This window comes from Flavobacterium sp. WC2509, assembly GCF_052683105.1.
This window is the reverse complement of sequence record NZ_JBQZFG010000001.1, coordinates 4,349,420-4,362,852: the sequence shown is the minus strand read 5'-3', so window position 1 is coordinate 4,362,852 and position 13,433 is coordinate 4,349,420. Positions and strand designations below refer to the sequence as shown.

Genomic DNA, 13,433 nt, shown 5'->3' with positions numbered 1-13,433 from the left:
CTTTAAATCAATATAGAAATGAAAAAATTAATCCAACTAATCGTTTTAAGTATATTGTTTATTACAGCAATTGGAAATGCCCAAAATAGAATAAAAGGAAACGGAAAAGTAGTTACCGAGAAACGGACTACTGCAGGATATGACGAAATAAATGTTTCTGGCTTTTTTGATGTTGTATTGGTATCTGGAAAAGAAGGAGAAATATCCATTAAAGCAGAAGAAAATCTATTGCCTTATATCAAAGTTGAAGTAAAAGATAATATTTTAAAAATTTATTCTGAAAAAAATATAAATGTTAGTACCAAGCAAGATCTTGTTTTGACAGTACCTTTTGAACAAATTAGTTCTGTTTCATTATCTGGCTCAGGAGATATTAGTTCTAAAAATACTATAGTTTCAACAAATTTCAAAACCAAATTATCTGGCTCAGGAGATGTGACATTGGATGTTAAAACAATCGATTTTGAAGCTAATCTTAGTGGTTCTGGAGATCTTTTTCTGACTGGAAAATCAGAAAATTTCACTTCGAAAGTTACGGGCTCTGGTGACGTAGATGCATTGAATTTAGCTACAAAGAAAGCAAATCTGACCGTTTCTGGATCGGGTAACATGAAAGTAAGTTGCAGTGATAATTTATATGCACGAGTTTCTGGTTCTGGTGATATTGAATATAAAGGTAATCCTCAACTAAAAGACACCAAAGTCAATGGTTCTGGTGAAATTTCAAAAATAGAAAAAAAATAAGGCTTTCTTTTTGAGAAAGCCTTATTGTGAAAATACTTGTAGAAATTACCTAATATGGAAAAAATCAGCATTTGTACGGTTTTTTCCTAAAGAAGCAATAATTCCAAAAGTTAATCCAAATTGACCGCTAGTTAATTTACCTGGATTAGGATAAGTTGTATCAGCACCGTTGTAATAAATATCTTGATCAATGATTTGTTTGTAAGTCGCATCAACAAAAACAGATACTTTATCATTTAATGGCCATAATGGTTTTACACCAATAATTATGGCTCCAATATAATCATTTGGATTACGGTAACCAGTTAATTCACCTGCCCCTAAACCACCATGGGCTAATAAAGCAAAATTACCTGTATTTCCTGACACTTCAAGAGCATTACCTATATTATAAACTAATTCTAAACTAGCTAATTTTTGTTTACTATTTTGATCATCATTATTTTTAAATGAATCATAACCTAAACTTCCTATTAGTCCAATATTTTCATTTAACATGTAGCGTAAACTTCCTTGAAAATGAATTAAAGAAATACTTCCACTACCATTTCCAGTAGGAGAAAATTGAGATAAAGGGAATCCTGCTCCTGCTCCACCTTCAATAAATAATTTATCATAATTAAATGATTGCCCTTGAACCATGACGGTTATTAGTAAAAATGCAAAAACGGTCTTTTTCATAATTGGTTAATTATTTTAATAACATCAAATCTATAGGGGGGATTATTTAAAACATCTAATATCAATAAAACGTAAAAAAGTGTTTTTTAGTTTTCTTTCTTTAATTAAATGAAGATTTAACGTTATTTACTTAGTTGTCCCTATAAATTTATCGATAGTTATTTGATTTTTTATATTAACATAACTTTCACAAATTTAAATAATAAAAAAAGGATTCATAGTATAAATAGTCTTTAAAATTTAAGAATTTACGTCAAAAAATTATTCTCAAAAATTTCAGTTTTAATTGTAGTTTATTTAAAAAAGAGCTTTGTTTTTTGGCACTATCTAAAAAAATAACCGCTACAAATTAATGTAGCGGTTACTTATCATTTACAACTGCGATATTATTTTATTATAATTTTAAAATTTTTATCTAAATTTTCTCCAGAAACATTCAATATATAAATTCCTGATGTTTTTTGAGTGCCAATATTTAAAGTGAAAAGTCCGTTTCCTGTAGTAATAACTTTTTCTTTAAGAATAGTTTTTCCGGTGATATCAATTAAAGTTGCTATTACAGAGGATTCTTTATAATTAGGAATATTAATAAAAATTTTATCTTCTACAGGATTAGGATATACTGTAACACTTGTTTTATTCTGGTTAAATTTTTCATTATTCAAAAATACTTGTGAATATAAAGATGATACTTGAGGTGCAGTTAATGCATAATTAAATATTTGAAGTTCATCAATTAATCCTTTGTAAGGCGCTGGAGTAGTATTTGCATACAATTCAAGCGCTCCTATATTACCAATTACTAAATCTGTTGCTTCGGCAATACCTGTAACTGCGGTTTCATCAAGATCAACAGCGGAAGAAACACCATTTGTGTATATTCTTAATTTATGATTAATAACATCTCTCATAATAACTACATTTACCCAATCTCCAGTATAATACTTAGTAGCTGCTAACGTTGATGTAATTTCTTTTTTTGTTATATCATCATCTATAGCAAATCGCAATTGATTACTCTTGACTTCAACATCAAATCTTTTACCAGTCGCACCAGTAGTTGTATTTTTGGTAATCGATCCTTTGCACAATATGTAAGCACTTGTTGTTCCTGCTGGTATTAAACTAGCATCTGCCTTCATCCAAAACGAAACAGTAAAAGAATTTTTATCAAATAAAAGATGATCTTGATTTGGAATACTTACCATAAGCTTATTTGGCAATAATGTTCCAAAATTTATCGCATTATTTGCTTTTTCAGGTACCCTAACAGTATTATTATCGAAAGTAGCATCTAATTGGCCATTATTAGCATAACTTGTAATATCTACAATTTGTTCGCCTTCTCCTGCAGCTTCTTTAAAAGGCCAATGACCAACAAGCTCAGGAGTTAGAGCACGGAAATTCCATACATCTCCTGTTATAGTTCCTTTAGCATTGGAGGCATCAATTCTCCAATAGTAATTTGTTGATGTACCCAAACCTGTAAGCTGATAAGATGCAGCTGCAGAATAAGCAACATCAGCTAACTTGGTTAAATTTAAAGCATCTGTACCAAAATATACTGAGTAAGTTAGCGTATTTGTACTACCACTCCATTTTAAACTTAAATTACCACTGGTCAGTTGAATATTATTAGTTCCAGTACTTGGATTAGGTGCTGAGGCTTTACTTGGTGCTGATGGAATTGGCGGCGTCGTTACTGAAGTTACAATACTATACACAGAGGATTCTGTACTATTTGTGGCCTTTACTCGATAATAATATTGGGTATTTGGAACTAAACCAGAATCATTATAACTTATAACATTCGCTCCTAATGTATTAATTATAGTAAAATTAGTACCATCCGTTGAACGTTCTAATACATAATTATCTTCATTTGTCGCATTATCACCCCATTTTACTGTTAAAGAACTAGCTGCTGGTGACTCTGTTGAAACTACATTGGTAAAAGTCGTACTTGATGGCGGAATAATAAAATCTGAAGGAGTAACATTTGTAAGTCCATTGATATAGACTTCAATATTTAAATAGGGTGCATTTGTTGAACTTATTGCTAATGCATCTGCACTATTTTTATTTAAACCATTGGCATCTTCCCAAGCGTCTGGCATACCATCATTATCTGTATCCAAAGGAGCTGGAGCTCCATAAACATGACCAGCACCTCCGTTGATAAAACCAAATTGTTTTGTTAAATCACTCTGAGCATAAACATAAGTAGCTGTTGTTCCTTTAGTTTTCAAGTCGGAAATCATTAATTCATCAACCTGATCTCTTCTTGGATATGACGCTCCTACACTTAAAACAATTTTATCATAAGCATCCTGAGCTGTTAAAGTTGTATTTTTCATTGGATAATCATACGGTACTGATAAAATTGAAGAAGCGTCTTCAACTGGATATCCTGTTAAATCTGCAGGAACTAAAGTTCCGTCTAAAACACCATTTTTATTATTGTCAAAATAATTGCCTGATCCATATAAACTGAAATTAGAATTTCCTCTGTTAAAAGGAGTACTAACGGTAGAACTAGTATTTGGTCCACCAATAAAATAATTATTGATGATATTAACATCTGAACTACCCGCTGAATCCCCACCCATGATATAGGCATCCCCAGATTCAGCATGTCCATAGGTATTTCCGTAATTTCCCCAATTATAAACAACGTTATTTACAAACTCATTAATTCCTTTTATTTTATTGTTACGTGTTTTGTTACAGATATATAAATTACCAATTAAGCTTATCTTGCCACCAGAAGGCTGCATCAATCCTCCAGCAGAGTGATTGTGACGATGTAAACCTTGACCAATAATACAATTCTGAAGAGTTATATTATCTGGGCTTGTACCCTTACTATCCCAGTTAATCGAGAAGACTTCGTCTGTTCCCCAAGTAAATGTCATGTGATCAAGAATAATGTTTGCTCCATTTGATATACCTGATGCATCTTGACCTTGAGTAGTATCTCCATAACGGATACGGATATATCTGGCTATAGTATTACTTGATCCCGAAAATGACACTTTTCCTAAAAGCACAATTCCTTCTCCGAGTGCTGTTTGTCCTGCAATAGTTGTGTTTGCTGCTACTGCAACTGCAGAATTTAGCTTAATAACACCTCCAACTTTAAATATTACAAACCTACCCGGTTTACTAACTGCATCTCGAAATGAACCAGTTCCGCTGTCATCTAAATTAGTCACTAAATAAATTGCAGGATTTGAATACCCCCTTGCTCCTAGTGTATTTCTACCAAATCCGGTAGCTTCTGGAAATGCTAAAGTTTGCGAATGTAAATTTCCATAGGAAGTAATTACTGCACAAAACATAAATAATTTAAGCAGTGGTTTAAATGCTAAAGTATTTTTTTTCATATAAATGGTTATTAGTTAGTTATAATCGAATTTAGTTATAAGAAAAAAAGAGTCTATCCTGTTCTGTCCTGTTTGTTTAAGAAAAATACTAACCATTCATTCTATTGTATAAAAAAACTCTGCATTTTATGGTGCAGAGTTTTTTAAAATTTAAAGGTATTTTTATTTTATTTGGATACAGCTTCATTTTTTGGCACTCTATTCAAAAGTAAAACACCAATTACAAAAAATACAGCTAAAAATACAATCGCCAACCTAGGACTTCCTGTAATTTGATCGATAATTCCGTACACACACATCCCTATTACAATTCCTATTTTTTCAGTAACATCATAAAAACTAAAAAAAGAAGCAGTATCCTCAGTTTCAGGCAATAATTTCGAATATGTAGAACGCGATAAAGCTTGAATTCCACCCATTACAAGTCCAACAAGTGCTGCCATCACATAAAATTGTACAGGTGTAACTATAAAATAAGCCGCAGAACAAAGTACTATCCAAAAACAATTGATTACGATAAGAGTTGGTATATTTCCGAATTTTGCTGATGCTTTTGATGTTAAAATGGCTCCCCCAACAGCAACCAATTGAATTAATAAAATGCATATAATTAATCCGGTCTGGCTTTGACTGCTTGATTCCCAGGCAATTTCTTGTGAGCCAAAATAAGTTGCAATTAGCATAACGGTTTGAACTGCCATACTATAAACAAAAAAGCTCGTTAAATACCGTTTTAAAGGAATATTCGCTTCTAATAGTTTCCATACCTTTTTTAATTCTTTAAAACCATTAAAAACTACAGCTTTGGTAACTTTTCGAGATTCAGTTTTATTTCCTTTTGGTAAAAAGTAATAGGTATATTGACTGAAGAGTATCCACCAAATTCCAACCATTATAAAGGAATATTTCATCGCTTTCATGGCTGCTTCTCCTTTACTTCCTGTGATCCCAAAAGCATCAGGAAACATTACCATTCCAAGATTTAGTACTAGCAAAATAACACTCCCAATGTATCCAAGAGAATATCCTTTGGCACTGACAGCATCTTGTTGTTCAGGATAAGCAATATCAGGTAAATAGGAATTATAAAACACTAAACTTCCCCAGAAACCTATTAAACCAAAAAAATAAAAAAACAATCCAACATAAATATTTTCTAAACTAAACCAATTTAAACCAATACAAGAAAGAGCTCCTAAATAGCAGAAGAATTTCATGAAGGATTTTTTATTTCCAACATAATCAGCTATTCCAGATAATAAAGGTGAAAAAATGGCAACCATCAAAAAAGCTGCAGCAGTAACAAAACTAATTAATGCTGAATTTTTTAAATTCATTCCGAAAACGGTAATATAATGATCTCTATCTGAAAATAAAGATTCATAAAAAATTGGAAATATTGCTGAAGAAATTACTAATGGATAAACTGAATTTGCCCAATCGTAAAATGCCCAAGCATTTAATAATTTTTTACTTCCTTTTGCTAAATCTGACATATTATTCTTTTTTATACTGCGAATTTATTTCTTTTTTAAGTGGTGCGATAGATTTTGTACTGTTTCAATATTAATTTTTGAACATTAAATCAATACGCTTTGCTTATTTTTATTTAGACTCTACTTTAAAAACACATACTCCTAGCGGAGGAAGAGTTATAGAAGCGGAATATTCTTTACCATCATAAGGGTTAATATCAATAGTTGTTTTTTTATTTTTTAATCCACTTCCACCAAAATCAACTTCATCACTATTAAAGATTTCGACAAGTTTACCTTTTTTCGGAATTCCAATTCTATAATTTTCCCTAACAACTTGAGTAAAATTGAGAACAATAATTAAATCGTCTTTTGGATTATTTCCTTTTCTAATATAGGACATGACAGCATTCTCGTGATCTGAATAGTTTATCCATTCAAAACCTTCTGGACTAAACTGTTTTTGATGCAAAGCAGGTTCCGTTTTGTATAACGAATTAAGTTTTGTAATTGTCAATTTGATTCCGTTATGAAAAGGATACTGTAATAAATGCCAATCTAAACTATTTTGAAAATCCCATTCAGCGCTTTGTCCAAATTCAGATCCCATGAATAATAATTTGGTTCCAGGATGAGTAAACATATAGCTATAAAGCAATCGTAGATTAGCAAATTTTTGCCATTCGTCTCCAGGCATTCTTCCTGCAATAGATTTTTTACCATAAACTACTTCATCATGTGAAAGCGGTAGCATAAAATTTTCTGTATACGTATATGTCATAGAAAAAGTTAAATCATTTTGATGATATTTTCTATAAACTGTTTCCTTTTGAAAATATTCTAAAGTATCGTGCATCCAACCCATCATCCATTTCATTCCAAAACCTAAACCTCCTGCAAATGTTGGTCTTGAAACCATTGGAAACGAAGTACTTTCTTCAGCAATTGTCTGTACTCCTTCATAATTACCATAAACGGCTTCGTTGAAATCTTTTAAGAAGCTAATAGTATCAAGATTTTCTCTTCCCCCGTAAATATTAGGTTCCCACTCTCCTTCTTCTCTAGAATAATCCAAGTATAACATTGAGGCAACAGCATCTACTCTTAATCCATCAATATGGTAATGTTGCAACCAAAACAAAGCATTACTAATTAAAAAGGAACGAACTTCATTTCGTCCATAATTAAAAATTAAACTTTTCCAATCCGGATGATATCCTTTTTTGCGATCTGGATGTTCAAATAAATTCGAACCATCAAAGAATCCCAAACCATGAGCATCTTCAGGAAAATGTGAAGGAACCCAATCCAAAATAACCCCAATACCAGCTTGGTGCAGTTTATCTACCAATACCATAAAATCCTGAGGATTTCCAAAACGGGAAGTTGGTGCAAAATAACCTACTAATTGATAACCCCATGATGGATCATAAGGATATTCCATAACAGGCATGAATTCTACGTGAGTAAAACCAGTTTCTTTTAGGTATTTTACAAGATCATCAGCATATTCTAAATATGTCAAAAAGCGATTTTCTTCTCCTTTTCTTTTCCAAGAACCCAAATGGACTTCATAAACAGAGTATGGTTTATCTAAACCATTATGTTCTTTTCTGTTTTGCATCCATTTTTTGTCCTTCCACTTGTAATCAAGATCCCAAACAACAGAGGCTGTATGTGGAGGTTTTTCACAGTAAAAAGCAAATGGGTCTGCTTTTTCCGTAATAATGCCACCGTTATTTGATTGAATTTTATATTTATAAGTAGTTCCTTGTTCAATTCCTGGAATAAAACCTTCCCAAATCCCTGATGAATCCCATCGAACTTGCAATACATGTTCTCCTTGAATCCAATAATTAAAATCACCTACAACAGAAACCGTTCTTGCTGATGGCGCCCATACAGCAAAATATACTCCTTTTGCTCCATCGACTTCAATAAGATGTGCTCCTAATTTTTCGTAAAGTCTAAAATGTTTACCAGCTTTAAATAATTCAATATCAAAATCTGTAAAAAGCGAATAGGTTTGTACTTTGTTCATTTTATGTTTGTTTTTTCTTGTGAAATTGTAACCGACTAATTTTAGTAACCTATTTATTTCTGAATTTTAAAAAGATGAAAAGGTAATTCTGGAGAAAGTTCTACATAATTCCATTCATTATCCCAAGAATATGAATTTCCGGTAATTAAATCCGTAATGTTTATATGATGACTTCCTATTTTATCAAAAGGCAATTTTATTGATGCGCTTGCTCTATTGTGAGCATCTAAGCTAACAATCATTAAAGTTTGGTCTTGTTTATCATCATCGAATTTATAATAGGCTATTATTTGATCATTATTAGTTTCACAAAAAATAATATTATTGGTTTGTTGTAATGAAAGATATTCTTTTCTAATGGAATTGATTCGTGTAATAAGAGTTATTAATTTATTTTGAATATTCCAGTCCCAATGGTAATATTGATATTTTTCAGAATCTAAATATTCTTCTTTGCCTGGAGCCATTGGTGTGCTAACCATGTATTCAAAAACAGGTCCATAAATCCCTACGTTCGAACTTAGTGTTGCAGCTAGAAAATATTTCTGTAAATGCACTGATTCGTTACCATGTTGCAAAGCAAAAGGATTGATATCGGGTGTATTTGGCCAAAAATTAGGTCTGTAAAATTCTTTTTGTTCTGTTTGAGTTAATTCTTCAACATATTGTGTTAATTCTTGTTTGGAATTTCTCCAAGTAAAATAGGTATATGATTGACTAAAACCTTGTTTTGCCAATTCATTCATTATTTTGGGACGCGTAAAAGCTTCTGCCAAAAACAATACATCAGGATGTTTTTTCTTAATTTCAGATATCAACCAACCCCAGAAGTAAAAGGGTTTAGTATGCGGATTATCAACTCTAAATATTTTTATATTACATTCTTCAATCCAAAATAAAGCTACATCTAACAGCTCTTTCCATAAGTTTTTCCAATCTGAACTTTCAAAATAAATAGGTTGAATGTCTTGGTATTTTTTTGGAGGATTTTCAGCATATTGTACTGTTCCGTCTGGTCTCCATTTAAACCATTGTGGAAAATCTTTTACATAAGGATGATCAGGTGCTGCTTGCAAAGCATAATCCATAGCAATTTCGATTCCTAAGTTCTGAGCTTTCTGAACTAATTCTTTAAAATCATCAATAGTTCCTAATTCAGGATGAGTCGATTTGTGTCCGCCATATTGAGAACCAATTCCCCAAGGAGAACCGACATCTCCATATTCAGCGCTAGTAGAATTATTTTTACCTTTTCTATTAACTTCTCCTATTGGATGAATTGGAGGGAAATAAAGTGTATCAAATCCCATTTCGGCAACTCTAGGTAACAATCTTTCACAGTCTTTAAAAGTACCATGTCTACCTTCTTCTGGTGAAGATGAACGTGGGAAAAATTCATACCAAGTACTAAATAATGCTTTTTTTCTATCTACATATATTTGCAAATCGATTGATTTATTTTCTAAAAAGCGGATTGGGTATTTTTTAAAGATTTGAATAAGTTCATCAGATTTTGCTTCTCTTACTGCATTATCGTATTCTGATTCGGTTGTAAAATAATAATGTAATCTATTTAGATATTCATTTTCATACCCTTCAACAGTATTAAGAATTGCCTGAATATACTCTGCTCCTTCTAATAATTCTGATTTTACATATTGAAAATCATTAATTTTTCTTTCAGTACCATGTTGCCAGTTTAATGCATAATCTACCCATCCTTCTACGAAATAAGTATAAACACCTTGTTTCTCTACTTTAAATTCTGCGACCCATTCATCATTTTGAGTTGGAAGCATTCGTACTTCCTGCCAATTTTCTTCAGATTCATGTTTGAATTTTACACAGGATTCTACCACATCATGACCATCTGTAAAAACTTCAGCTGTTACAATAACTTTTTGACCTACAATTCTTTTAATTGCGAAGCTACCACTATTTAATTGTGGTAAAACATTTTCTATAATTATACGTGTTTGATTTTGCATACTATTGGTTAAATTGAAATCGAAAATTAGTAAATATTAAATGGTTTTAGAAACTAATTTTAAAAATTACTAATAATCTATTAATCTGATTTAGGACTTATTATTTGTTGTGAATAATAAAGTAATTTATGTTAATGAATAATTTATTTATCTGAATTGGATTCTAATTGTAAAAAAAAACAAAACGCAAATGTTTTTATTTAGACACATAGTTTTTTAAAGAATTTCATTTAAAATGAACACTTATTAATTGCTAATTACACCAAATAGATAGCACAATAATCTTGTACTATCTATTTGGTGTAATTTTTTTTTAATAAAAGATTAGGTAAAATAATTTATTTGATTGTAAAACCATCTGGTAGTATTGCTCCTTTTCGAATCACTATAATTCCTTCTCTTACACAATACAAGTCACTTACGGTATCCTCTAAATGTTTTCCCCCTTCTACAAATACATCATTACCAATTCTACAATTTTTGTCTACAATTGCATTATTAATAAAACATCTTTTACCAATACCAATCAATGGAATATTGTTTGCGATGTTATCATTGATATCTTCAATACTTTGATAAAGGTCATTACCCATCACATAACAATGCTGAATAACAGTATCATCTCCTATTCGAGAACGGTTTCCAATAACAGATTTGGTTATTTCTTTAGCACTAATAATGCATCCCTCAGATATTATAGATCTTTCGACTAGTGTTTTGTAAAATTTGGATGGCGATAATAAACGAGGTCTTGTATAAATTTTATTATCATTGTCAAAAAGATTAAATTTAGGAAAATCTTCAGTTAACCCAATATTTGCCTCAAAGAAAGAATCTATATTTCCAATATCAGTCCAATAACCTTCATATTGATAACTTAAGAGTTTTCTATTCCCTACTGCTTGCGGGATAATTTCTTTTCCAAAGTCCTTAGTTTCAGAATTTGACATTAATTCCGTCAATACATTTCTATTAAATATATAGATACCCATAGAAGCCAAATAATGTTTCCCTTGACTTTTCATTTCATCGCTTACTTCTGATTGCCAATCAGGTAATAATTCTTTTGCAGGTTTTTCAATAAATGATTCAATGGTACTATCCGAATTGGTTTTTAATATTCCAAATTCAGTTGCATCTTTTTCATTCACAGGTAAAGTTGCAATAGTAATTTCAGCTTCAGCTTCCATATGAGCTTCAATCATTGCATTAAAATCCATTTGATATAATTGATCACCTGAAAGAATTAATGCATAATCAAATTCATGATTTAAAAAATGAGGCATACATTGTCTAACTGCATCAGCTGTACCTTGAAACCAAGTAGGATTATCAGGAGTTTGCTCCGCCGCTAAAATATCAACAAATGAATTGCTAAAAAGACCAAAATTATACGTGTTTTTAATGTGGGCATTTAATGAAGCTGAATTAAATTGAGTCAATACAAACATCTTGTATATATCTGAATTGATACAATTTGATATTGGAATGTCTACCAACCTGTATTTACCTCCTATTGGCACAGCAGGTTTTGATCTTCTAGCAGTTAATGGGTGTAATCTAGAACCTTGACCACCGCCTAAAATAATAGCGACAACGTTTTTCTTTTTAGTTTTCATGTCTTTTTGCAATAATTAAATTATATAATTCTATATATTCTTGGCTTATGTGTTCCCAAGAATGGTCTGTATTCATTCCTTTTATTTTTATTTGATCGACTAAATCTTTATTTTGATATAAATTCATGGCTCTTTGTATGGAATCACAAACGTCCTCTACAGTTGCTTGATCATGACAAATACCGTTTCCGTTATCTTCAAAATCAATAATAGTATCTTTTAATCCTCCCGTCCTTCGAACTATTGGTATAGTACCATAACGCATAGCGTACATTTGGTTTAATCCACAAGGTTCTACTCGTGATGGAATTAAAATATAATCAGATCCAGCATACGTTTTGTGAGCTAGTACTTCATCATATCCTATATGAACATGATAATTACCATTGTATACTTCAAGTAATTGTTTAAGTTGGTTTTCAATTTCTAAATCGCCATACCCTAAAATTAAGATATTTATTTCATCTTTGAAAGTAGTCAATACTGATGATATTACCTTTGGTAATAAATCGGCTCCTTTTTCATTATATAATCGTCCGATAAAACTAAAAAGTGGCTTTGTAGCATTCATATTGAAAAGCGTACACAATTGCTCTTTGTTCTTTTGTTTTCCTTCATCGAAAGAGTTAATAGAATAATTAGTTTCTAGCATTGGATCTGTATTTGGATCCCAAACATCTAAATCAATTCCATTTAATATTCCTTTTGATTTATCCCGTACGCGTTGAAATAATATTTCCAAACCATTATCAGAATAATTGATTTCATTAAGATAACTTGGCGAAACTGTTGTGATTTTATCAGCGCATTTTATAGCTGAGCCCAAAGAATTAATATGATTTCCCCACTCCAAATCCTTTACGTGAAACAAATCAAATTCAGGTAAATAATACAACTTATTAAATGTAAATATCCCTTGATACAAGCCATTATGGATGGTAATGATTGTTGGGATATTTTTTAATTTTTCATATTTAAAACAATACTTCATCATAAAAGGAATTAATCCAGTATGATGGTCATGACAATGAATAATATCGGGCAATGTACTTAATCCAGTAATCCAGTCTAATGTTGCAATTTGAAAAGATAAAAAACGTTCTAAATCATCTCGATAGTTGTAAATATTTGGTCTATCAAAGAGTTCTGGAATTTCAACTAAATAGAACTCAAACCCCAACTTATTCGATGTTTCTTTAAGTACGCTATAGGGAAAGTTAAAATTTCCCAATTTTAATTTCCCGCTATGAATGCAATCAAAATGATTGTCTAATTTAAATGCTGTTTGATAACATGGAATGACCACGCTAACGTTATTTACTGACTTATTTTGATATTTTGGCAATGCTCCAATTACATCGGCTAGTCCCCCCACTTTCGCTACTGGGTAACATTCTGCCCCAATGTGAAGTATTTCCATGAATTTTTTATTTTATTTTATTTTTTAATTGGTGATGCCTTTTTACATCTCAATAGCATACTAAATTTAAAAATACGCT

The 13,433-nt window shown here is 31.2% G+C and carries 8 protein-coding genes; 1 reads left to right on the top strand and 7 read right to left on the bottom strand.

The window, feature by feature from the left end:
* The first annotated feature begins 18 nt into the window (after positions 1-18).
* Positions 19-744: a head GIN domain-containing protein gene (locus tag ACUN3A_RS18030; protein ID WP_445552674.1), complete on the top strand. Its 726-nt coding sequence runs from the start codon at positions 19-21 to the stop codon at positions 742-744.
* Positions 745-789: 45 nt separating this feature from the next.
* Here the strand turns inward: ACUN3A_RS18030 and ACUN3A_RS18025 are convergent, their stop codons facing one another.
* The 7 genes from ACUN3A_RS18025 to ACUN3A_RS17995 all read right to left on the bottom strand — a co-directional run bounded on the left by ACUN3A_RS18025 (position 790) and on the right by ACUN3A_RS17995 (position 13,354).
* Positions 790-1,425 carry a hypothetical protein gene (locus ACUN3A_RS18025; RefSeq protein ID WP_445552673.1) on the bottom strand — a complete coding sequence of 212 codons (636 nt, stop codon included), beginning with the start codon at positions 1,423-1,425 and terminating at the stop codon, positions 790-792.
* Positions 1,426-1,811: 386 nt separating this feature from the next.
* On the bottom strand, positions 1,812-4,811 hold the full coding sequence (locus tag ACUN3A_RS18020) for a LamG-like jellyroll fold domain-containing protein (protein WP_445552672.1): 3,000 nt from the start codon (positions 4,809-4,811) through the stop codon (positions 1,812-1,814).
* Between the two features lie 167 nt (positions 4,812-4,978).
* Positions 4,979-6,307, bottom strand: coding sequence for an MFS transporter (locus ACUN3A_RS18015; protein ID WP_445552671.1), 1,329 nt, complete (start codon positions 6,305-6,307; stop codon positions 4,979-4,981).
* A gap of 109 nt (positions 6,308-6,416) precedes the next feature.
* A complete protein-coding gene (glgB, locus tag ACUN3A_RS18010) occupies positions 6,417-8,327 on the bottom strand; it encodes a 1,4-alpha-glucan branching protein GlgB (RefSeq protein WP_445552670.1) in 1,911 nt (636 codons plus the stop codon).
* A 53-nt stretch (positions 8,328-8,380) separates the two neighbouring features.
* Complete coding sequence (locus ACUN3A_RS18005; RefSeq protein ID WP_445552669.1) at positions 8,381-10,315, bottom strand: alpha-1,4-glucan--maltose-1-phosphate maltosyltransferase; 1,935 nt, start codon at positions 10,313-10,315, stop codon at positions 8,381-8,383.
* A gap of 338 nt (positions 10,316-10,653) precedes the next feature.
* Positions 10,654-11,934 (bottom strand): glucose-1-phosphate adenylyltransferase, encoded by a 1,281-nt coding sequence (locus tag ACUN3A_RS18000; protein WP_445552668.1) that lies wholly within the window; start codon positions 11,932-11,934, stop codon positions 10,654-10,656.
* Positions 11,924-13,354, bottom strand: coding sequence for a glycogen synthase (locus tag ACUN3A_RS17995; protein ID WP_445552667.1), 1,431 nt, complete (start codon positions 13,352-13,354; stop codon positions 11,924-11,926). Before ACUN3A_RS17995 ends, ACUN3A_RS18000 begins: the two co-directional genes overlap by 11 nt.
* Between the last annotated feature and the right edge of the window lie 79 nt (positions 13,355-13,433).

Excerpts from the sequence above, each read along its gene's own strand:
- ACUN3A_RS18030 (WP_445552674.1), top strand. The coding sequence starts at position 19 with ATGAAAAAATTAATCCAACTAATCGTTTTAAGTATATTGTTTATTACA.
- glgB (WP_445552670.1), bottom strand. The coding sequence starts at position 8,327 with ATGAACAAAGTACAAACCTATTCGCTTTTTACAGATTTTGATATTGAA.
- ACUN3A_RS18020 (WP_445552672.1), bottom strand. The coding sequence starts at position 4,811 with ATGAAAAAAAATACTTTAGCATTTAAACCACTGCTTAAATTATTTATG.
- ACUN3A_RS18000 (WP_445552668.1), bottom strand. The coding sequence starts at position 11,934 with ATGAAAACTAAAAAGAAAAACGTTGTCGCTATTATTTTAGGCGGTGGT.
- ACUN3A_RS18005 (WP_445552669.1), bottom strand. The coding sequence starts at position 10,315 with ATGCAAAATCAAACACGTATAATTATAGAAAATGTTTTACCACAATTA.
- ACUN3A_RS17995 (WP_445552667.1), bottom strand. The coding sequence starts at position 13,354 with ATGGAAATACTTCACATTGGGGCAGAATGTTACCCAGTAGCGAAAGTG.
- ACUN3A_RS18015 (WP_445552671.1), bottom strand. The coding sequence starts at position 6,307 with ATGTCAGATTTAGCAAAAGGAAGTAAAAAATTATTAAATGCTTGGGCA.
- ACUN3A_RS18025 (WP_445552673.1), bottom strand. The coding sequence starts at position 1,425 with ATGAAAAAGACCGTTTTTGCATTTTTACTAATAACCGTCATGGTTCAA.